A 21,459-nucleotide genomic window follows, 5' to 3' on the forward strand; every position below is an offset into this window, starting at 1 on the left:
GGTCCGGGGCCGCGCGCAGCACCACGTCCTCGAAGCCCGGGCCGGCCAGCGCCACGGGCCGCGACTCGACCGCGATCAACTTGGAACCGATCGCCCACACGATGACGGCGCCCACCAGCAGGAGGGCGGCGAGTGCGATCAGGCAGGCGGAGAGCGGCAGGCGGAGCGGCATGTCAGCCATTAGACCGCAATGCCGGCCTCCGGTCCAGCCGGCTCGTTCAGTGGGCCGCCAGATCGTCGAGGATGGGGCAGTCGGAGCGGGCGTCGCCATGGCAGGAGCCGGCCAGCGTGGCGAGGGTCCGCTTCATCGCTTCCAGTTCCGCGATCTTGCGGTCCAGCGCGGCTACGTGTTCGAGCGCCAGGCGGCGCACGTCGGCGCTGGCCCGGTGCTTGTCGCGCCACAGCGCCAGCAGGTCCGCGATCTGGTCGAGCGAAAAACCCAGGGCGCGGCCGCGATGGATGAATTGCAGCATGCGCACGTCGGCGTCGCCATACAGCCGGTAGCCCGCCTCCGTGCGCCGCGCCGGCGGCAACAGGCCAATCGATTCGTAATGACGCACCATCTTCGCCGTCACGCCGGACGCCTTCGCCGCCTCGCCGATGTTGAAATATGTGTCGTTCATGGCGCCAGCATACACCTTCCCACGATGGGAAGCTCAAAGGGCCGCTTGACTTGTCGCGCCAAGCGGTTAAGCTCGGCGAACCATGAAGAAGATTGTCCTCATCCTGTTCGCCATCGCCCTGGCCGGCCCCGTCGTCCTGAACGCGGCCCCGGCGCCGTGGTATCACTGGCGCAGCAAGAGCACGGGCACGATCGTCTGCTCGCAGACGCCGCTCGGCGAAGGCTGGGCGCGCGCCGACGGGCCGTATCGTGACGCCCGTTGCGAAAAACCATTGCCTGCTAAATAATCCACTAGAGGAGCTTGCAACAAGAAGGTCGCCGTAGTCCCCTAACCGAGGAGAAATCGATGTTCAACAACCCCGAGCAATTCGCAAACGCCACCAAGACCCTGTTCGATCTGCAGATGCAGACTTTTAATGCCCTGGCCACCAAGGCCGTGCAGGGCGTCGAGCAGGTGGTGGCGCTGAATCTGGCGACCGCCAAGCAATCGATGGAAAACACGCTGGAGGCCAGCCGCCAGTTCAGCCAGGCACCGGACCCGAAGACGGCCATCGATGCCCTGCAGGCGCGCGTGCAGCCGGGCGTGACGGAAGCGACGGCCTATGGCGAACAGCTCAAGCAGATCATCGGCGACATCAAGAGCGAATTCGAGCAGGCCGCCGATACCCACCTGGCCGAAGCGAAGAACACGCTGTCCGCGCTGATCTACGACGTCACGCAAAACGTCAAGCCGGGCCAGGAAAACGCGGTGGAAATCATCAAGGCCGCGATCGAGAATGCGTTCAAGGGCTACGAGCAGGTGACGCAGTCGACACGCGATGCCATGCGCCGCGTCGAGGAGGAGGTCGCGCGCGCGACCGAGCGGTTGAAAGCCGCCCAGTCGCAAGCGCCCACGTCGCACTGAATCAGGACGGCCGCGGCCCGACGCCCAGCATCTCTTCGATCTGGGCGAACGCGGCGTCGTCCTTCACCACCGACCGCAGCCACACGTGCAGCGGTTGCTCGCCCCAGTGCGCGGCCTTGTCGGCCAGGTAGGCGACGGGGCTGTGCGGCTCCGTGCGGCGGAAATAATCCGCCACCGCGCGCAGCTGGGCCAGTGCGTGGGCGCGCGATTGCAACGGCCCGGCCGCCACCGGCGATTGCGCCGGCGCCGCGACGACGACATCGGCCGCGCCGGGGACCGGCACCGCCTCCTTCAATGCGGGCTTGATGAACAGGACGAGGCCCTCCAGTCCCGAGCGTGCGGCGCTGAAACTGGGACCGTCCGCACCGACGACCGCGTCGACACTCTTTTCCAGCCGGTCGAGCGCACCCGCGCAATGCTCGCATTCGCGCATCAGGTTCGCGTAGAACGTTTGCGACGTGCGCTGGCGCGCGCCTTCCAGCTTCGCCAGCGAATCTCCGCCCTGCATGCGCGCGGCGTCGAAGTCGCGCTGGGCGTGACCGTCCGCGCCGTCGGTGAGCGGCACGGCGCGCAGCCACGGCGCGATGCGCGCCGCCAGCCAGGACAGGTTGCCGATGCGGCGCTCGACGCCGTCCTCGTCCGGCAGCGGATGCAGGCCGTCCCAGTAACGCTCGCACAGCATGGCGATCAGCAGCAGGCTGTCGGCCAGCGCGCGCACGCCGGCCGTCTGCACGCTGGCCTCGGCCAGCCACACGGCCAGCTGCAGATCCTTGCTGCGCTGTTCGATCAGCCGGACACACTCCCGGCCCACGAACTTCCAGTCCGCCTCCTTCAGTTCCGTGACCCAGGCGCCCTGCTCCAGCGACGGATCGTCGGCCTGGCGCGCACGCACGATGGCGTCGATCTCGCTGGAAAATGCGAGGTCGTCGCCGCAGGGCTTGTCCGCGCTGACGGGCGCGAGCAGCCGTTCCAGGTTCAGCATGGTGCCCTCCTCACGCCGGTTCGACGGCGTATTTGATCTTGCCCGCCTTCGTCGCGCCGACCTTTACCTTGCCGATCGCGCCGCCTTCCGCCATGCGCGCCAGCACGGCATCCGCGATCTCGGGCAGCAGCGTGCCGTTCAGGATCGTGTCGACATTGCGCGCGCCCGAATCGACCTCCGTGCAGCGCGCCAGCACGGCCGCCACGAGCGCATCGTCGTATTCGAAGCGGGCGTTGTGGTTGACGGCCACACGCTGCTTGATGCGGTCCAGCTTCAATCGGATGATGTTGGCGAGGACGGCGTCGTCGATCGGATAGAACGGCACCACCGTCAGGCGGCCCAGGAACGCGGGCTTGAAATGCTTCATGAGGGCGGGCCGGATCAGTTCCGCCAGCTGGTCCGGCGTGGGCCGCTCGTTCGGCGCCTTGTTCAGGCAGGCCTGCATGATCTGGCTCGACGCCGCGTTCGACGTCAGGATGATGATCGTGTTGCGGAAGTCGATCTGGCGGCCCTCCGCGTCGTCCAGCACACCCTTGTCGAAGACCTGGAAGAACAGCTCGAGCACGTCGGCATGCGCCTTCTCGACTTCATCGAGCAGCACGACGCTGTACGGATTGCGCCGCACGGCTTCCGTCAGGACGCCGCCCTCGCCATAGCCGACATAACCCGGCGGCGAGCCTTTCAGGCCGGAGACGCTGTGCGCTTCCTGGTATTCGCTCATGTTGATGGTGACGAGTTTCCGTTCGCCGCCGTACAGCAGGTCCGCGAGCGCGAGCGCCGTCTCCGTCTTGCCGACGCCGGAGGTGCCGACGAACAGGAACACGCCCTTCGGCTTGTTCGGATCCTCCAGGTTCGCACGCGCCGTGCGCACGCGCTGGGCTACGATCCCGCTCGCGTGGCCCTGGCCGAGTATCCGCTCGTCCAACAGGCCCCGCAGATTCATCACGGTGCGGATCTCGTCCTTCACCATGCGCCCGAGCGGGATCCCGGTCCACGCGGCGACGATGGCGGCCACCGTCTGGCCGTCGACCTGCACGGGCACGAGCGGCGTCTCGCCCTGCAGCGCATGCAGCTCCGCGATCTTCGCGCGCAGGGCGGGACTGTCGCCCTGCCCCGTTTCCAGCCGCGCGCGCATCGCGTGGATCTCGGCGCACAACGCCAGCTCGGCATCCCAGCGCGCGCGCAGGCGGTCCTGTTCTTCCAGCGCCTGTACGCGCTCAGCGTGCAGCGCGGCCAGCGCGGTGCCGTGGTCCGCGCCCGCACTTTCCTCGCGCACGAGCGCCTGGATGCGCGCGTCCAGGCGCTCCACCGCGCGCGCGCAATCCTCCAGCACGGCGGGCGTCGCCTTCTGCCCCAGCGCGACCTTGGCGCAAGCCGTATCGAGCACGCTGACGGCCTTGTCCGGCAGCTGGCGCCCGCTGATGTAGCGGTGCGACAGCCGGACGGCTTCCACGATCGCCTCGTCGTAGATGCGCACGCCGAAGTGCGCCTCCATCAGCGGCGCCATCGCGCGCAGCATCGCACTAGCCGTCTCCTCGCTCGGTTCCTCGACCTTCACGACCTGGAACCGGCGCGCCAGCGCGGCATCCTTCTCGAAGTATTTCTTGTACTCGCTCCACGTCGTGGCGGCCACGGTACGCAGCTCGCCCCGCGCCAGAGCAGGCTTCAGCAGGTTGGCCGCGTCGTTCTGGCCGGCCGTGCCGCCCGCGCCGATCATCGTGTGCGCCTCGTCGATGAACAGGATGATCGGATGCAGGCTTTTCTTCACCTCGTCGATCACGTTCTTCAGGCGGTTCTCGAACTCGCCCTTGACGCTCGCGCCGGCCTGCAGCAGGCCCAGGTCCAGCGTATGGATCTCGACGCTTCGCAGGACATCGGGCACGTCGCCCTGCGCGATGCGCAGCGCGAGGCCTTCGACGACGGCCGTCTTGCCCACGCCCGCCTCGCCCGTCAGGATCGGATTGTTCTGGCGCCGGCGCATCAGGATGTCGATCACTTGCCGGATCTCCGCATCGCGCCCGATCACGGGATCGAGCTTGCCCTCGCGCGCGCGCGCCGTGAGGCAGGTCGTGTACTGGTCGAGCGCGGGCGTCTTGCCGGGCGCGCTCCCCTGCAGTTCGGTGACCGGGTCCGCGGACGGCGCCGGGGTGGCGGCCAGCACGGCCGGCGCTTCGTCGGAACCGTGCGTCAGCTTGTCGAAATCGTGTTTCAGGCGGTCGAGCGGGAAGCCGGCGAAGTGGCGCGATGCGCGCTGGGCCAGTTGCGCGAGGCCCGGCTCCGTCAGCAGCGCGAGCAGCAGGTGGCCGCTGCGGATGTGCTGCGGCTGGCCCGATGCACCGAGTGACGCGATCAGCCACGCATGCTCGAACAGCACGGGCAGGTGGCGCGAGAACACGGGCGTGCGCGCGCTGCCCGACGGCAGGCGCTCCACTTCCTTGCGCAGGTCGGATTCGAGGCCGGCCAGGCTGACGTCGGCCGCGCGCGCCACCACCACGAGGTCGCTCCCGGGCTGCTCCAGCAGCGCGAGGAACAGGTGCTCGATGTCGACTTCGTACTGGCCGAGCCCCACGCAGATGCCGGCCGCGCGCGTGGCGGCCGAGCGCGTGACGTCGTTCAGCTTGGCGATCAGGGTCTTCAGGTTGATATCCATGTCGAGGTCCTTTGTGGAGTTGACGCGGCAGCCTTGCAGATCGCGTAGTTCAGCGAGGACGGCTGCAGCACGGCGTTGAAATTGACGGGAACGACAGCCGCGCCGGGGCCGGCGTGCAGGGTCGCGTTGATCACGAAATTCAGGCGGTTGACGCCGCCCTGCTCCGAAGCCAGGGCCGCGCTGACGTTTTTCAGGCGCGGTTCGTGGCGCTCGATGGCGTCCTTCAGAAAGGCGCAGATCGCGGCCCGGTCCTCGCTGCTCGACAGGCAGAACGCGGCGAAGTCGGTCAGGCCATAGTTCAGGACCGAGGCGCGCGCCAGCGGCCAGGCGTCGAATGCTCCGGGCGGCAGGCCGGCGCGGGCATTCAGCAGCGCTTCCAGGTCGCGCGCGATGCTGTCCCTGAGCTGCTCGCCCGCTGGTCGGCCGGGGTGGGCCCGCTCGCCCATCAGGCGCTCGAGCAGGCCGGGAAGATAGGCGGTCATCGCGGCTCCCGTACAAAGACGCAGTAAAAAAACCGCGGCCCGGGGGCCGCGGAAGACGCGGGGTAAGTCAGGAATGCCTGTTCAGACGACCCGGTTGGTGGCGAGATCCCAGCCGCCCGACGTGTTGCCGCCGGCGCCGCCGCCGATCTTCTGCTGGGTGTACTTCCATTTGATCTTCGAGAATTTCAGGCCGACTTTCTCGTGCAGGAAATCGCCTTCCGCGACCGTCGGCTTGACGGAGCCGATCAGCACGTTCTCGATCTCGATCTCGAAGTACTTGACGCGTTCGCCCTGCCCGTCGGCGCGCATGAATTCGAATTTCGCCTTCGGGATCGTCTTGCCCGACGAGCAGGTCTGCAGCAGCAGCGGCGAAGACAGGTCGGCCAGCTTGGCGATCTCGATCTCCTCGTGCTCGCAGCGCTCGGCCGTATGGCCGCCGCCCGTCGACGCCGTGGCGGACTTCGGCTGGGTCACGCCCCAGTTGACCGCCTTGCACTCGATCCAGTCCTTGTGCTTGTCGTCGGCCGATTCGCCCTTGATGCCGTCGATTTGCAGGTATACGTCAATTGCCATGTTCTACTCCAGTTCAAGTTGTTGAAAGAATCAGTTCTTGGTCGATTGCGGCAACTCCGCGACCAATCGGAGCGAAACGGACAATTCGTCGAGCTGGAAATGGGGCCGCAGGAACGACACGGCCCGGTACACGCCCGGCCGCCCGGGCACCTCGGCCACCTGTACGCTCGCCTCGCGCAGCGGGAATTGCGCCTTCTGTTCCTGGCTCGCGTTGTCGTCCAGGAGGACGTATTGCGTCAGCCAGCGGTTCAGGTAATCCTCGACGTTCGATGCGGCGGCGAAGCTGCCGATCTTGTCGCGCATCATGGCCTTCATGTAGTGGGCGATGCGCGACACGGCGAAAATGTATTGCAGCTGCGACGACAGCAGCGCGTTGGCATTGGCCGCCTCGTTCGCGTACTTGCGCGCCTTCTGCGCCGACTGCGCGCCGAAGAACGCCGCGTACGACGTGTTCTTGCAGTGCACGAGCGAGATGAAGCCCAGGTCCGACAATTCCTTCTCGCGCCGGTCCGTGATCGCCAGCTCGGTCGGGCATTTCAGCGCGATCTCGCCCTCGTCCGTCTTGAACGTGTGCGTGGGCAGGTTTTCCACGAGGCCGCCGCCTTCGACGCCGCGGATCGCGGCGCACCAGCCATAATCCTCGAACGCCTTGGTCAGCTTGGTCGCGAAGGCATACGCGGCGTTGCACCACAGGTATTTCTGGTGGTCGGTGCCGTCCACCTCCTCGACGAAATTGAAGCCTTCCGTGGCGGTGCCGTCGGCCGGGTTGTACGGCAGGCGGCCCAGAAAGCGCGGCAACGTGAGGCCGACGTAGCGCGCGTCTTCCGATTCGCGGAACGCCTTCCATTTCGCGTATTCGACGGTATCGAACACCTTGGCCAGGTCGCGCGGCTTGCCCAGGTCGCCGAAGCTCTCGATACCGAACAGTTCCGGCCCGGCGGACGTGATGAACGGCGCATGACTGGCGGCGGCCACGTGCGACATCTGCTCGAGAAAATAGATGTCCTCGGGCTGGCGCGTGATCTCGAAGTCGCCGATCAGGGTGCCGTACGGCGCGCCGCCGAAGCTGCCGAATTCTTCTTCGTAGACTTTCTTGAACAGCGTGCTCTGGTCGAATTCCAGCGCCGACTGGAAGTCCTTCACCAGCTCGCGCTTGCTCGCATTGAGCATGCGCACCTGCAGGCCGTTGCTCGTCGCCGTGTTCTGGACGAGGTAGTGCAGTCCGGTCCAGCTGCGTTCCAGCTTCTGGAATTCCGGCGCGTGCATGATCGCGGACAACTGGGCCGAGATCATCCGGTCCAGCTCCGCCAGGCGCGCATCGATCGTGGCCGACAGATTCGTCGACACGACCATCGTGCCCTCCATCACCTGGCTGACGAGCTCGGAGATGATGTCGCGCGCCCGTTCGTGTTCGCTGCTCGATTTCGCCACCCGGCTCTGTTCGACGATCTGGTCGAGCAGGGACATGTCCAGTTCAGGCGCCGCTGCCTGCGCCACGTTCGCCGTATCGAGGATCGCGCTCATGCTTCCTCCTTGCCGCCCTTGCCGCCCTTGCGGAGACTGCCGAGTTTTTCCGTATTCGACAGCACGTCGCTGAGCAGGTCTTCCAATTTGTCGTTGCCGGCCAGCTTGTTGCGCAGGTCGGCCAGCTTGCCGCGCGCTTCCAGCAGGCCCTTCAACGGTGCCACCTGCTGCACGACGGCCTCGGGACGGAAGTCGTCCATCTGCTTGAACTGCAGCTGCACGGCGAATTCGCCGCCTTCCGGCGACAGGTGGTTCTCCACGCGGAAGCTCGTCGCGGGGGCCACGCCGCCCAGCACTTCGTCGAAATTGTCGGCGTCGACGTTGACGAAATTGCGGTCCTTCAGGCGCTTCCTGGCCGCATCGGGGTCCGAGCCGAAGTCGCCCAGCACGCCGACCACGAACGGCAATTCCTTGTTTTCGATCGAATCGCCGATCTCGACGTCGTACGTCATCTGCACGCGCGGCGCGCGCACCTTCTGCAGGCGTTTCTGCACGCTTTCATTCTTTGCCATGTCGACTCCAGTGGGCTGTGGACGGATTATTTGAGCGCGCCGAACGGATCGCTCGATGCGGTGGTACGGGCAGTGGACGCGGCACCGACGGCCTTCTTGATCGTCTCCTTCACGCGCGGCGCCGCAGGACGGTTGTTCGGCACCAGCACGTCTTCGTTGAGGCTCGTGCGCAGCAGCTTGGCCAGGTCCTGCGCCTCCGTGCGGACATTGCCGGTGAGGTTGTTTTTCTGGCTCAGGTCGGACAGCGCCTTGCTCGTCACGCGCAGGCCGCTGACAGCGACGATGCTGTTGGCCAGCGTATCGTCCGGGTCGCGCTCGAGCGCTTCCAGCGCGTCGACGATCGCCTCGCCATAGTTGGTACTGTCGAAATGCATCTGGGCCATCCGCACCCACGGCGTCTTGTCGGTCGGGAAGGCGGTGCCGGCATTCTTCAGGATCGCGTACGCCTTGTCGTTCTGGCCCGCGAGCACGGCGGCATCCACTTCGGCCATCGCGCTCGCCATCGTCGGCGCCGCCTTGGCCGCATGGCTTGCTGCCGGCGCGGTACTGGCACAGGCCGACAACAACATGACACATGTGATGGGCACCGCCGCAAGCGGCATCAGGCGTTCGAAGGTCATCTGGCTCTCCCGGGTTGAAATCAGACGCCATTATTGGTGAACGGTTTCTCGGGAGAATTGCGTGCCATCAACGCAGGTTTGCCGCCGCATTGCGCCGCGTCGAAGAGGCTGTTGCGCGGGTATTGCGCCTGCTCAGGGTGCATGGCGGGCGATCCCGTTAAATCGTCGTGTTCTCTTTATCAGATGCAAGGAGCAACGATGAAACGAACGTGGATCGTGTTGTGCGCCGCCGGTCTGCTCGGCGGTTGTGCCGGCGGCACGCTCGGGCTGCGCAAGCCGGCGCCCGTACCGGAATCCCAGCAGCCACCGCGCAACGTCGTCATGCACCTGCACGCGGCGCCGCGTCTGAACGTCGACGCGCGCGGCCAGTCGCTGGCGCTGCTCGTCAGGATCTACAAGCTGCGCCAGCGCGGCGCGTTCGACCAGGCGCCCTACGCTGCGTTCCTGTCGCCGCAGACGGAGCGCGAGGCCCTCGGCGCCGACCTCGTCGAGGCCAGGGAAGTCACGCTGGTGCCGGGCCAGCGCCTCGACATCACCGACAGGCTCGCGCGCGACACGCCCTGGCTCGGCGTCGCCGCCCTGTTTCACGCGCCGTCAGGCAATGCGTGGCGCACCGTCATCCCGGCCGCGGATGCCGAAGGCGCCGGCGTGACCATCGGCCTGCATGCCTGTGCGTTGTCGGCCGGCAATGCCGCCAAGCCTTTGTCTCTTGTCCACTGTCAATAAGCGCAGCAACGTTTCCAGCAAGCTAGAGATTTGCGAAGGGAGGCTCATGAACATTCCGGCGAAGGTTTTATGGGGCGAAGGGCTGTTCCTGCGTCCCCAGCACTTCCAGCAACAGGACCGCTACCATGAAGCGCGCCTGAACGAGACAGCCAGCGCCCTGCATCCCTATTGCTGGGGCGTGCGCCGGCTGGCCATCGATGCCGATGCCCTCAAGGCGGACACGTTGCGCGTGACCGAACTGGCGCTGATCTTCCCGGACGGCGACCTCGTGCGCGCACCGGACCAGGATCCGCTGCCGCCCCAGGTTCGCCTGGACGAGCTGCCGCCCGACGTCCAGACGATCACGTTTCACGCGGCCCTGCCCGTGTTGAAGCCGCACGGCGACAATTGCGCCGAGCGGGGCGCGACCCGGCCCGACGCCCGTTTCGGCCAGCGCGAGCACGACACGCAAGACCTCTTCAGCCAGGCCGCGCCTGCCCCGGTGGCCTACCTGACCCGCACGGTGCGGCTCGTGTCCGAACTCGATGCGCTCGACGCCTACGACAGCTTTCCGCTCGTGCGCCTGCAGCGCGTGGCGATGGGCGGCTTCGAGATCGACCAGGCATTCACGCCGCCCAGCCTGTCGATCGCGGGCGCACATGGCCTGCACGGGCGCCTCGTGCGCCTGATGGAAAAACTGCTCGCCAAGGTGAATGCGCTGTACGGCCATTACCGCGAACCGGGCCGCCACGTCGTCGAACTGCGCGGCGGCGATGTCGCGTCGTTCTGGCTGCTGCACACGGTCAGCACCGGCTACGCGGCGCTGACGCATTACCTCGCCCACCGGGAACTGCATCCGGAGCGCCTGTTCCAGGAGCTCCTGTCGCTGGCCGGCGGGCTGATGACGTTTTCGCGCACGGCCCGGCTGGAAGACCTGCCGGCCTATGCCCACCAGGATCCCGGACCGGCCTTCGCCCGCCTGGACGGCATCCTGCGCGAACTGCTCGACACCGTGATCTCGTCGCGCTACTTCGCGATCGCGCTGTCGAACGACCGTCCCTCGTACCACCTGGGCGCGCTCGACTCCGGCAAGATCAATGTCCAGACGACCTTGTACCTGGGCGTGGCCGCCGACCTGCCGGCGCTGCAGCTCGTCGACATCGTCCCGCTGCGCTTCAAGATCGGCGCCCCCGAAGACGTCGACAAGCTGGTACTGACCGCCATGCCCGGCGTGAAGCTGGCGCATGCGGCCCAGGTGCCCAGCGCGCTCCCCGTACGCCCGGACATGGTGTATTTCGTGCTCGACAACCGCGGCGTGCTGTACGACAGCATGCTCAAGGCGCAGGCCATCTCGATCTATGTCCCGAACGGTATCCGTGACCTCAAACTCGAACTGATTGCGATCGCAGCATGAACCATCCCGTCGAACGGCGCACCGCGCCCTCCCCACGCGGCGCCGCCGGCACCGCCCCCGCCTCCCTCGTCGACCTGATGTACGAGGGTTTCTATGCCCTGTTCCTTCTGAAAAGCGGTTGCGGCCCGCATGAGCAGGCCGCGTTCGCCGACCGCATGACGGGCTTCCTCGGCGAAGTCGACCGCAGCGCCAAGGCCCTCGGCATTCCGGCCGACGACGTGACGGCCGCCAAATATGCGTTCTGCGCGGCCGTCGACGAGATCATCCTCGGTTCCGAGTACGCCATCCGCGAAGCGTGGGAAACCCGTCCGCTGCAGCTGCGCCTGTTCGGCGACCAGCTCGCCGGCGAACATTTCTTCCAGCGCCTGGAAGACTTGCGCGCCAAGGGCAGCGCGCACCTGCAGGCGCTCGAGGTGTATCACCTGTGCCTGCTCCTCGGCTTCCAGGGCCGCTTCGCGCTGGACGGCCGCGACAAGCTGAACTACCTGGCGGCGCGCCTGGGCGACGAAATCGCCCGCATGCGCGGCAAGAGCCGCACGTTCGCACCGCATGCGGAACGGCCCGACCAGGTCGTCCACAAGCTCGGGAGCGACACGTCGCTGTGGGTCCTGTGCGGCGTGTTTGCGCTGGCCGGCCTGGGCGCCTACCTGGGCTATCGCAGTGCGCTTGGGCGCGAGACGGATCGCGCGCTCGCCAGCTACAACGACCTCGTCAAGCTGCCGCCGCGGTCGGCCAGTGTGACGATCACGCTACCGTGACGTCCTGGTCCGCGAACGCCTGCGTGACGAGCGCGACAGCCGCGTCGACGCCATGCTCGTGCTTCATCGCACCGGCGATGTCCGCGGCCCGCGCCGCCATCTCAGGTGACGCCAGCACGCGACGGAGCCGACTCGCCAGTGCCGGCGCCGTGACATTGCGGCGCCTGGCCGGCCGGCCCGCGATGCCCAGGCGGCGCAGCTCCCTGCCCCAATGCTCCTGCTCGCTGATGTTGGCGACGACGACCGACGGCTTCCCCGCGCGCATGACCGACTGCGTCGTTCCCGCGCCGCCATGGTGCACGACGGCGTGGCAATGCGGGAAGATGGCGTGGTGCGGGGCTGCGGCGATGTATAGGATGTCGCCGTCGGACTGGAAGCCGCACGCCGCCGCGGAGGGTGCCTGGATAATGGAGCGGCATCCGGCCTGGCGCGCCGCGTCCGTCAGCAGACGCAAGGCTTTCGTCTGTCCCGTCGGGTCGCGCGGCATCCAGCTGCCGAACGTCATGTAGACGGGTGCGTCACCGGCCGCAAGGAATCCGGCCAGGCCGGGCGGGATGTCCCCTTCCATCGCCAGGTTCGGCGTATCGAGGAAACCGCAGACGCGGACGGACTGGGGCCAGTCCGGATGCGCGCGGCAAATCGTGGCACTGACTGCGGCCAGCGTCAGATGGTGCGACAACCAGACCTGCGTGACGACGTCCCGCACCGGCGGCAAGCCGAGCCGGCTGCGCAACCGGTCGGGATAATGCTTCAACGTGCGGTTGAGCAGCGTACGGGTCAGCCACCAGAGCACGCGGTGGATGTATTTGCCGGCGCGAGACCCGGTCAATGGATGGTCGAAGTCGCTGGGGATCGCCGCGTGCGACAGCAAGACGCTGACATACGGCCGTCCCGCCGCCTCCGCCGCGGTCTGTAACGGGTGCATGAAGTAATGGCCGATCAGCACGTCGGACTCGGCGCACAGGCGGCGCGCGGCGTCGAACATGGCGTCTTCGACCGGGTCCAGGCACAACCGCAGGATGGTGGCCATCTGCGTCATCGGATTGCGGATGGCGTACGCCGTCCGGCCGACGGTTTCCTGCTGTTCCGGTGTGAGCACGGGCGACGCCACCACGCTGATCTTCACCCCGTTCGCCGACGTCACGCTTTCGTAAGCACCACTGTCGACACAGGTGATCACGAGGTGCACGTCATTGCCCGCCGCCTGCAGCCCCTCCGCGAGCGCCAGGAAGGGCCGGATATCCCCGTGGCTGCCCCACGTTTGCATGCCGATTTTCATACGCCCAATTGCAAGGATATTAACCTTGCAAATATACAATAAAAGTACGTGGGCGATTATTGGACGACCTTGAATTCGATGCGGCGGTTGCGTGCGCGCCCCTCCGGCGTACGGTTGTCGGCCACAGGCCGATCCGGGCCTTCGCCGGACACGGCGACCATGTCGGGCTTGACGCCGCGTCCGACGACGTACGCCTTGACGGCCTCCGCGCGCGCCTGGCTGAGCGATAAATTGCCCGCGCGCGAACCGGCATTATCCGTATGACCGATGACTTCGACCCGCTTGTCCTTCAGGCGCAACAGCGCCACGCTCATCTGGTCGAGAATGGCCTTGCCGGAATCCGTCAATGTGGCCTGGCCCGATTCGAATTCGATGATGCGGTTGGCGAGTGCCGCATCCAGCATGCCCTGCTCCGAGGCCGCCACGCGCAGGCCGTTGTTGACCGTGTAGCCCGGATCGAGGGCGAGCGCGATGTCGCTGGCGATCTGCGTGCGCTGGGCTTCGCTCGCGACGTCGCCGCGCAGGCTGACGCTCGTGCCGTCGACCTGCAGCTGGCCGCGGCTGATCAGCTTCAGGTTCGGGCCGATCAGCTTGCCGACATGGTCGTTCCAGTTCGCCGGCATCGACACCCGGCCGACCGCGAGCTGGTCCACGATCCGGTCCGCGCCGTACACCGCGCGCAGGCGGGCCAGCAAGGCGGCCTTGCTCGCGTCGTCGGCGACCGTGCCGGACACGACGATGGGTGCCGTGGCCTGGGCCTGGACCTGCGCCTGGGTCTGCGCGCTGACGGGCACGCTTGTGACGGCCAAGCTGGCCGCGTAAAGGATCAATGTCTTCGGCATCACGGCGCGGCTCCGATAAAGGTTTTCAGGAACAGTTCGTGCGCGAGCCGCAGCGGCAACGCCGGCTGCTCGAGGTAGCTGGCCAGCGCACGCACGTCGACGTCCAGGCCGAGCTGCTCGTCGATCCAGGCATTGTCCGCGAGGTGCACCTGCTGGTCGGCGGCGACGATCGGATCGATCAGGGCATGCAGCGTACCGGCCGCCGCCCCGCCGAAGCCGACGACGAGCGCCGGATGCTCGCGCACGCGGGTGACGAACAGCACGAGGTCGAAGCCGCTGCGCCGGATGAACGGCAGTACCAGTTCCAGCCAGAAGGCGGCCGCCGCATAGCGTCGGGAACCTTCACGCGGCAGCGGCAGCACGAGGCTCTTGTGCAGGCTGGCGGGACGGCTGTGCATCACGGGCTGCAGCAGCAGGCCGAGCCCGAGGATCATCCGGTTGACCTCCAGTTCCAGCTGCGCCGTCAGTTCGCCGACGGTGGACAGGGCCAGATAGCTGTCCAGCGCGACGTCGTGTTCGCCCAACGCCACGGGCGCGTCCGCGATCGCCTGCAGGTGGGCGCTCGGGTCGGTGCTGCCCAGTATTTGCGGCGCCATGCCCTCGAGGTAATCCCACAACGGCGCGAACGCGAGCGGGCAGCGCGCGACGAAGCCGGCGGGGTCGGGCAGGTCGACGGTCCGCATCATCAGGAACGGGAAGCGGCGCCCCGAGCGGTCGTGGCTGGCGACGAGGTGGCCGGCCACGGCATGGCGCCGGTCCGGCCCCACGAATGCGAAGCTGGCCGGGGCCATCGCATCGTAATTCAGCTTCCAGCGCGCATCGGACGGCAGCCGCGTCATGACCTGCGCGATCCAGTCGTCCAGCATGCCGATCACGGGCTGGTCGTCGGCCAGCTTCACGAAGTCGCTGTGCGCCGGGATCTTGCCGAAATAGCCGATGCGGCTCACGGCGGGCGCGCGCTGGGCGGCCCGGTTCGGGGCGCGGTTCACTGCGCCGCTCCTGCAAGCGTCGGGCCGGTGCCGCTGGCGCCGACCGCACCTGCGCGGCCGACGATGGCGTCGGGCAGGCGCAGGCCGCGGAAGCCCTGGCCGGCCTGGGCGTTCCCGGCGGACATGTCCGTGCTGCTGACGCGCTTCAGGTTGACGGCCACCGAGACGTTGCCTGCATTCCAGCGCAGTTCGTGCGTACCCGCATCGAGGCGCTTCTTGGCCGCCGCCTCGATCATCTTCTGCAGCCCGAACTCGCCCGCCTCGTTGAACAGTTCGACCGTGCGGCCGTCGAACGTCACGGCGCTGATCTTCGCACCGCTGCTGCCCTGCGGGCCGGGATGCACCATGTTGACCCAGGCCGGCGGCGTGTTCCGGTAGCGCAGTTGCTGGCCGTCGATCTCGATCGTGTATTCGGTGACGCCGGGCGCGGTCAGCGGCAGCAGCTGGAATACGGTCTGCGGGCCGCCGCCGGCCGCCACGCCATTGGCCGATAACGGCGCCACCCAGCCGGGGAAGCCACTGACCGCCTGCGGCGCCAGCGTGATGCCGATGTCGGCCCAGGTGCGGCTGCTGAGAACGTCGCCGCGGCGCACGACCAGCGGCCCCATCGTCGTGCCCACGAATTTGGCGACGACGCCGTCCGGACCGAACACCTGGCCGATCTCGGCCGGCGTGGCCTGGATCTGGGCCGACGGCGCGAACGGATACTTGGCCGCCAGCGTCTTCTGGAACGGCTCGACGACCTGGGCCTGCCACGTCTTGTTGATCTCCGATTCCGAGGGCAGCACGATCATCGCGAACGTCTGCACGAGCGGCCGCACGAGAAGCGGGCGCAGCATCTGCTTCTGGGTATCCGTCATCCCCGTCAGCATCTGTTCGTCGACGTACTTCAGTGCTTCGGCCAGCTCGGAACCAGTGCCCTCCAGCGTCTGCTGCATCAGCTGCCTGGCGCCGGGGCCGGGATCGCCCTGGTTCTTCAACTGGTTCAGGCGGCTGCGCAGCTTCGACAACGCATCGAGGTAGCCGGTCATCAGCGACGCATCTTTTTCCTTGACGCCGACCAGGCGCGCGACGCCGGCGAATTCGCGGCCGACCGGGCCGGCCGCCTGCACGCCCCCTACCGGCAGCGGGCCCATCGCATCGGCCACCTGGCGCGCCTCGCTCGGTGCCTGCCGCAGCACCACTTCGCGGAACCAGCCTGCGAGCCCCCGCTTGAGCTTGACGGTGTCGACGCGGGCCTGCGTGGGGTCGTCCCAGGACGTCTGTTCGTGGACAGTCTTGAGCACTTTCGCCAAGGGCGACGTCAACGGATCGCCGAGGCGGTTCATCGCCTGCACGCTGGCGTCGAAACCATTGAGGTCGGCGATCGTCACGCCCTGCACGAACTTGCTCCATTCGCGCGCATAGTCGGTCTTGTACATCTCGACGAGGGCTTTCTGGATCTGCTCCGGGCTGCCCTCCAGCGTGAGATCGTCCTTGGCGACGCTTTTCAATACCCAGTCGCTGCTCTGCAGTTCGCGGATCGACGCTTCGCGGATCGCGCCCTGCACGAATTTTTCCCACGCGTCGCGGGTGTACGCGCCGCTGACGGCGTAACTGCCGACGACCAGCGCCTGGTCCTGTTCGCCGACGATGCGGGCCACCGTCACGCCCGGGAACCGCGTCGACGCGCGGGTGCGGATATCGGCATACACGCGCTCGCGCGCGGGCGTGCCGCGCACGACGCGGCGCAGGTTCTCGCGAGCGGTGTCGAGCAGGCTGAGCTTGGGTGTGATCTGGGGCCACGCCTGGTCGTCGATATGGGCCAGCACGAAGGTCAACTGGCGCTCGGCGCTGCGGATCATCTGCTCGCGCGGCATAGTGCCCCGGTTCGCTTCGAGCCAGCCGCGCCAGAAGCGCGTCAGCTGGTCGTTCAGATGACCGGGTTCGGCATGGCTCTTGTCCGCCAGCATCAGGTAAGTCTTGAGTGCGTTATAGGCGTCGCCGACGTTCGTGGCCGATACGTCCTGGTAGGGCTGGCCGGGTTTGGCGGCCGGCGTCGCCCGCACGTTCGGGTCGAGCTGCGAGGCGTTCGCGTTCATCTCCGTCAACAGGTTCTCCAGCGCCCCCGCCACCGGCTGCACCATGACTTCGCGCACGCCGGCGAAATACTCGTCGCGCAGCTTGCGCTCCAGCGCCTCGCCCTGGTACAGGCCGAACGCCAGCGCCCACGGACGGTCCTGGCGATACTTGTCGAGCTGCTCGATACGGTCCTGCAGGATGTCGAGCCCTTCCAGCCGCGATTGCAGATCGGTCCGGCCGGCCTGCAGCTTCATGACCTTGTCCAGGTCGGCCCTGACGTTCGCGACCAGCTGCCGGTTCCCCATGTACGACCAGCTCCAGCCGCCCAGCGCACAGCCGAGCAGCAGGGTGGCGGCGAAGAACGCGCCGATCTTCACGCGTGTGGCGGCCGGGCTCGTATAGCGCTTGACCAGGTCGCGGTCGGCGAAGATCACCTTGCGGAACAGCTGCAGCAGGAAAAAGCCCGACTGCTCCGCGCCAGGCGCGGCGTCGTCGCCCGCTTTCTCGCCCAACGGGCGCAGCTGCAGGTCGAACCGTCCCGCGACGCGCCGTGCCGACTGGTTCTCCACGCTGCCCTCCTGCAGGGCGCTCGTGAAATAAAAGCCGCGGAACACGGGTTTGAACTGCCACGTGTTTTCCTCGAACAGCGTAGCGAGGAAGGCCCGCAACTGGGGCTTGAGCGCGGCAAATTCGAGCGGGAACGTAAACACGCCAGGGCGCAGCGCGGTGCTGCGGTTGCCCGCCATGCTGGCCACGCTCATCTCCTTGAGGCCGTCGTGCAATTCATCGAAATGCTGGTCGAAGAATGCCAGCACGTCCTGCGGCGTGCTGCGCCGGTTGTAGCGCAGGGTCGCGCCCCAGACGCGCTCGCGCTCGGTCAGTTCGCAGCCGTGGAAAAAATCGGCAAAGCCGGCGATCAGGTCGGCCTTCGTGAAGATCACGTACACGGGCGCGTGGACGCCCAGCCTTTCGGTCAGTTCCTGCACGCGCGTGCGCAGGCTCTTGGCCAGTTCGATCGAGGTCTCGGGACTCCCGCCAGCCAGCTCGGCAACGCTGACGGCGATCAGGATGCCGTTGATCGGCGCACGGGACCGGTATTTGCGCAGCAGGTCGAGGAAGCTGAACCACTCGGCGCGGTCCGCCTCGAATACGGAATAGCGCCCGGCCGTGTCGAGCAGGATGCCATCAGTCGTGAAGAACCAGTCGCAGTTGCGCGTGCCCCCGACGCCCTGCACCGCCTTGCTGCCGGGGATCGGGAACGTCAGCCCGGAATGCTTGATCGCGCTGCTCTTGCCGGCCGCGGGGTTCCCGATGATCATGTACCAAGGCAACTCGTACAGCGCCGCGGCGCCGCGCGTCAGGCCCAGCTTGGAAGTCTTGATCGTGTTGATGGCTTCCAGCATGCCCTTGCGCAGCACGGCCGCGTCGTTGCGCGCCGCCTGGGCCTTGCCGTCGGTCTCCGCGCCGGTCAGGATCGCTTCGCCCAGCCGGCTGGCCGCGCGCTTGCGCAGCCAGGCCCGGATGAGCCAGGCGATCCCTCCCGCACACAGGAGGAGCAGGCCCAGCAGTGCGGCCCAGATGAGGGCCACGTCGAGGGAATCCGCGCCCAGCAGCACGAGTGCTGCAAGCACGCCGATGCCGATCACGGCCAAAACGCGTCTGTCGGTGAGGAACTGCCAGAGTCGGGCCATCATGTTCGTTCGGAAGGTTGGTGAATACCATCGGCAATACTGGCACTATTTCCTTGTCGAAAATTTGAGGTGAGACAACGCTCCGGGAACCATCCGCCATCAGCGCCGCATCACCCCGCGCATCCGCAACTCCGCATGGCCGAAGTCCATCATCGTCCAGCGCCCACCCCAGGTCAGGCCCAGCGATTCGGCGACCTCGCCGTAGAGCTGATAGCCACGCATGGCCCAGGGGTCTTTTTCCGAGATCACGAGTTTGCCGTCCCGCCAGAACGCACAGTCCGCCGCCAGCCCATACTGGTGCCAGCTCTGGAATGCACGTGCGTTCGTCACCTGTGAACCCATGCCGGCCAGCATGTCCTGACGGGCCGGACTGCGATACCCCTCCAGCAAGGCCATCTCGTAACCGTATTTCTCCTTCATGATCTTGAACACCAACAGCAGGCGCTGGCTGAACTCCGGCCGCAGCAGCCCCCAGTTGCGACTGGCGTCCACCAGCATCGGACGCACCAGTTCCACTTCGCGCGTGCCGAACGCGAGCGGCGGCAATGCAGCCGGCGGCACCAGCTGCTCGCCCTTCAGCAACGCGGCCACCTGGGCATCGACGACGGTGTCGGTGGGCTCGTAGTCGGGCAGCATGTCGGGCCGGCGCATCAGCAACGCGAGCAGCGTCGGAATCAGCACGAGCGGCACGCCGACGGCGAACCACGCCCAGTGCCGCCGCAGCAGCCTGCGGCCGTCGTAACACACGCCGCGCGCGCCCGACCAGGACGCCCGCAGCGTGGCATTACCGCTGCGCTGCCAGCCCCCGACGCGCCATTGGAAGCGGCGTTGCAGCATGCCAAGCACCTGCAGCACCGAGGCCCGTCCGCCCGGGAACAGGGCGAGCCAAATGACGCTGCAAGCCAGGCAAAAGTACAAGAATGCGAGGAAGATCAGCATCGGCTTCTCCCGTTTGTTTCTAATTGGAATTAGTTTTCCAATCTTAGGAGTAATGCGGTGCGCCCTACAGATGAAAATCAACCCGGCTCCAGACGTCCCAACCTGATGTCGTCGTCGCGCCGGGCGACCAGCGAAATCAATATCCTTGCCATGCTCGACGGCCAGGCACCCGGGCGCCGGCTCCGCGCCCTGCCGGCCATCGTCTGGTACGGCGCCGCCGGTGTGCTGGCGTGCTCCCTGCTCGTCGTCATCGCGTGGCTCGTCCGCGGCGCGACGCCGGCGCGCGACAGCACGCCCGTCGACGTGCCAGGCACGCGCGCCACGCTGGCTGCGGACAGTCCGGTGTCCATGCCGGCGCCCACTACGTACGCGACACCTGAGGCAGCCGTCCCAGCGCGCGGCGCCGTCATCATCGATCTGCCCCAGCCTGCCACCGCCATCGCAGCGTCCGACGTGGCCGGACGTGCCCCGGCCAGTACGACGGCGCACCATCCGTCTGCCCCGTCGCGCCATCCGGTCACGCGTCCCGCCACGCCGGCCGTTCCTCATGCACGGCCGCATCCTGAGTCCCGGACGACCGCATCCCGGGAGCTGGCCCATGCGGACCCGGGGCCGCCGCGCCAGAAGCGGACCGCGAGCGCCTCCAGGACGACGCCGTCGACGGCCGGGGTCGATACGGACGTCGCCCTGATCTCGGCCATCCTCCAGCACACCGGCACCCGTAAGGAGGCGGCCGATGGCGCGGGAACCGCGGCGTGCGCCGACAAGCCGTGTGGCCCACGCATGCCACCTCGACAATAGAGCCGCCTGCGCGGAAAACCACGCCGCGGGCTGTAACGACAGCAAAACTGCTGGGCCATCGTCGCCGGCACCGTTATACTGTACAAAAGTACAGTTGGCGCGGTATGACGATGATCAGAGTCCTGGAAAACGAGTTTTATTATCTGGATAATTTCCAGCGCGTGCTGGACTGGATCGCCGAGCGCTACCCCGACCTCCTCATCGACGAGGAACACGCGTTCATCGCCGCCTTCCCGCAGTTGCCGCAACCGGCCCGCGCCCTGTTCGTGCGGATGGTGATGCGCAAGGGCACCCTGTTCCGGGCCAGCAAGCTCAACTACGCGGAGATCGGCTGCCCGCGCGCAGCGGCGGAGGCGCTGCTGCCCAGCGGCTGGATCGAGTCCGATCCGGTCCTGGCGCTCGATGAGTTATTCGACCTGCTGTCCAAGCCGGAACTGGCCGAGGCGTTCCGCCTGACGGGCGCGCAGAAGAGCGCGCGCAAGGCCGACCAGCTCGAAGCGCTGCGCGCAGATCCCGCGCACGAGGTAGGGCGCCCGTTCTCGCATTGGCACCGGCGTTGCGACGACCTCACATTGCGCCTGCTCGTGCAACCGCTGTGCGACCGCCTGCGCCTCATCTTCTTCGGCAACCTCTCGCAGGACTGGACGGAGTTCGTGCTGTCCGACCTCGGTCTGTTCCGCTACGAGCGCGTCGAATTCTCGCCGGCGTCGCGCGGCTTCCGGGCCCGCCACGACATCGACCACTACCTGCAGCTGCACGCGTGCAAGGAACGCTACTACGCGGGCGAGGCGGCGCTGGACGTGCTGGCCGACCTGCCCCGCCATGCGTTCGGCAACGACTGGCTCGACAGCCGGCGCGAACGTCTGCTGTTCCAGCTCGGCCAACTGCTCGAAAAAGAGCGGGACTGGGACAATGCGTATGCCGTGTACGCGGATTGCCGCTATCCGGGTGCGCGCGGCCGTGCGATCCGCGTGCTGGAAAAGCACGAGAAATTCGACGCAGCCTTTGCGTTGTTCGAGACGGCCCAGCAAGCCCCGGAAAGCGAGGCGGAGCGCCAGCACCTGCTGCGCCTGGGCCCGCGCCTGGCACGCAAGCTGGGCCACCCGAAGGG

At 67.2% G+C, this 21,459-nt stretch carries 21 protein-coding genes and 1 pseudogene; 7 read left to right on the plus strand and 15 right to left on the minus strand.

From position 1 onward, the window contains the following. Together ACEN88_RS06160 and cueR are read right to left on the minus strand one after the other, a co-directional pair. A partial coding sequence (locus ACEN88_RS06160) for a hypothetical protein (RefSeq protein ID WP_413337945.1) occupies positions 1-181 on the minus strand: 181 nt, incomplete at its 3' end. Positions 182-218: 37 nt separating this feature from the next. Continuing rightward, on the minus strand, positions 219-623 hold the full coding sequence (cueR, locus tag ACEN88_RS06165; RefSeq protein ID WP_413337947.1) for a Cu(I)-responsive transcriptional regulator: 405 nt from the start codon (positions 621-623) through the stop codon (positions 219-221). Between the two features lie 82 nt (positions 624-705). On the opposite strand from cueR, the gene ACEN88_RS06170 reads away from it, so the two are divergent. Then, positions 706-909 carry a hypothetical protein gene (locus tag ACEN88_RS06170; protein WP_413337949.1) on the plus strand — a complete coding sequence of 68 codons (204 nt, stop codon included), beginning with the start codon at positions 706-708 and terminating at the stop codon, positions 907-909. A gap of 59 nt (positions 910-968) precedes the next feature. Continuing rightward, positions 969-1,526, plus strand: a complete 558-nt coding sequence (gene phaP / locus ACEN88_RS06175; protein ID WP_056128124.1) for a TIGR01841 family phasin — start codon at positions 969-971, stop codon at positions 1,524-1,526. A 1-nt stretch (position 1,527) separates the two neighbouring features. On the opposite strand, the gene tssA is transcribed toward phaP, so the two are convergent. The 8 genes from tssA to ACEN88_RS06215 all read right to left on the minus strand — a co-directional run bounded on the left by tssA (position 1,528) and on the right by ACEN88_RS06215 (position 9,012). Further along, complete coding sequence (gene tssA, locus ACEN88_RS06180) at positions 1,528-2,508, minus strand: type VI secretion system protein TssA (protein ID WP_413337951.1); 981 nt, start codon at positions 2,506-2,508, stop codon at positions 1,528-1,530. Positions 2,509-2,518: 10 nt separating this feature from the next. Continuing rightward, a complete protein-coding gene (gene tssH / locus ACEN88_RS06185; RefSeq protein WP_413337953.1) occupies positions 2,519-5,158 on the minus strand; it encodes a type VI secretion system ATPase TssH in 2,640 nt (879 codons plus the stop codon). Beyond that, a complete protein-coding gene (gene tssE, locus ACEN88_RS06190) occupies positions 5,143-5,640 on the minus strand; it encodes a type VI secretion system baseplate subunit TssE (RefSeq protein WP_413337955.1) in 498 nt (165 codons plus the stop codon). Before tssE ends, tssH begins: the two co-directional genes overlap by 16 nt. Before the next feature lie 81 nt (positions 5,641-5,721). Then, complete coding sequence (locus tag ACEN88_RS06195; RefSeq protein ID WP_371762614.1) at positions 5,722-6,213, minus strand: Hcp family type VI secretion system effector; 492 nt, start codon at positions 6,211-6,213, stop codon at positions 5,722-5,724. A 30-nt stretch (positions 6,214-6,243) separates the two neighbouring features. Further along, positions 6,244-7,737 (minus strand): type VI secretion system contractile sheath large subunit, encoded by a 1,494-nt coding sequence (tssC, locus tag ACEN88_RS06200; RefSeq protein WP_413337957.1) that lies wholly within the window; start codon positions 7,735-7,737, stop codon positions 6,244-6,246. Next, positions 7,734-8,249: a type VI secretion system contractile sheath small subunit gene (gene tssB, locus ACEN88_RS06205; protein WP_413337959.1), complete on the minus strand. Its 516-nt coding sequence runs from the start codon at positions 8,247-8,249 to the stop codon at positions 7,734-7,736. Before tssB ends, tssC begins: the two co-directional genes overlap by 4 nt. 26 nt (positions 8,250-8,275) lie before the next feature. Beyond that, a complete protein-coding gene (locus tag ACEN88_RS06210; protein WP_413337961.1) occupies positions 8,276-8,869 on the minus strand; it encodes a tetratricopeptide repeat protein in 594 nt (197 codons plus the stop codon). Between the two features lie 20 nt (positions 8,870-8,889). Next, positions 8,890-9,012 carry a hypothetical protein gene (locus tag ACEN88_RS06215; RefSeq protein WP_413337963.1) on the minus strand — a complete coding sequence of 41 codons (123 nt, stop codon included), beginning with the start codon at positions 9,010-9,012 and terminating at the stop codon, positions 8,890-8,892. 55 nt (positions 9,013-9,067) lie between these two features. Here ACEN88_RS06215 and tssJ point away from each other — a divergent pair, with 55 nt between their 5' ends. The 3 genes from tssJ to icmH are packed head-to-tail and all read left to right on the plus strand — an operon-like array spanning position 9,068 to position 11,746. Next, positions 9,068-9,595, plus strand: a complete 528-nt coding sequence (gene tssJ, locus ACEN88_RS06220) for a type VI secretion system lipoprotein TssJ (protein WP_413337965.1) — start codon at positions 9,068-9,070, stop codon at positions 9,593-9,595. Positions 9,596-9,641: 46 nt separating this feature from the next. Continuing rightward, the gene (gene tssK / locus ACEN88_RS06225) at positions 9,642-10,988 is read left to right on the plus strand and encodes a type VI secretion system baseplate subunit TssK (protein WP_413337967.1); all 1,347 of its coding nucleotides are present in this window, start codon (positions 9,642-9,644) and stop codon (positions 10,986-10,988) included. After that, entirely contained in the window at positions 10,985-11,746 is a 762-nt protein-coding gene (gene icmH / locus ACEN88_RS06230) for a type IVB secretion system protein IcmH/DotU (protein WP_413337969.1), read from the plus strand. Before tssK ends, icmH begins: the two co-directional genes overlap by 4 nt. Here icmH and ACEN88_RS06235 read toward each other — a convergent pair. The 5 genes from ACEN88_RS06235 to ACEN88_RS06255 form a co-directional block, all read right to left on the minus strand. Continuing rightward, positions 11,733-13,013, minus strand: a complete 1,281-nt coding sequence (locus ACEN88_RS06235; RefSeq protein ID WP_413337971.1) for a glycosyltransferase — start codon at positions 13,011-13,013, stop codon at positions 11,733-11,735. The genes icmH and ACEN88_RS06235 overlap by 14 nt on opposite strands. Positions 13,014-13,081: 68 nt before the next feature. Continuing rightward, positions 13,082-13,867 (minus strand): OmpA family protein, encoded by a 786-nt coding sequence (locus ACEN88_RS06240; protein ID WP_413337973.1) that lies wholly within the window; start codon positions 13,865-13,867, stop codon positions 13,082-13,084. Next, positions 13,867-14,856: a type VI secretion system-associated protein TagF gene (gene tagF, locus ACEN88_RS06245; RefSeq protein ID WP_413337974.1), complete on the minus strand. Its 990-nt coding sequence runs from the start codon at positions 14,854-14,856 to the stop codon at positions 13,867-13,869. The genes ACEN88_RS06240 and tagF overlap by 1 nt, the downstream gene beginning before the upstream one ends. Continuing rightward, positions 14,853-18,608, minus strand: coding sequence for a type VI secretion system membrane subunit TssM (gene tssM / locus ACEN88_RS06250; protein WP_413337980.1), 3,756 nt, complete (start codon positions 18,606-18,608; stop codon positions 14,853-14,855). Before tssM ends, tagF begins: the two co-directional genes overlap by 4 nt. A gap of 99 nt (positions 18,609-18,707) precedes the next feature. Then, complete coding sequence (locus tag ACEN88_RS06255) at positions 18,708-19,547, minus strand: M15 family metallopeptidase (RefSeq protein WP_413337976.1); 840 nt, start codon at positions 19,545-19,547, stop codon at positions 18,708-18,710. A gap of 57 nt (positions 19,548-19,604) precedes the next feature. Between ACEN88_RS06255 and ACEN88_RS06260 the strand changes: the two genes are divergently transcribed. Both ACEN88_RS06260 and ACEN88_RS06265 read left to right on the plus strand, forming a co-directional pair. Next, the gene (locus ACEN88_RS06260) at positions 19,605-20,348 is read left to right on the plus strand and encodes a hypothetical protein (RefSeq protein WP_413337978.1); all 744 of its coding nucleotides are present in this window, start codon (positions 19,605-19,607) and stop codon (positions 20,346-20,348) included. A 110-nt stretch (positions 20,349-20,458) separates the two neighbouring features. Further along, positions 20,459-21,459: pseudogene (locus ACEN88_RS06265) on the plus strand (VRR-NUC domain-containing protein); the annotation flags it as partial.

It is taken from the genome of Massilia sp. CT11-108 (assembly GCF_047302915.1).
GTDB lineage: Bacteria > Pseudomonadota > Gammaproteobacteria > Burkholderiales > Burkholderiaceae_D > Telluria > Telluria orientalis.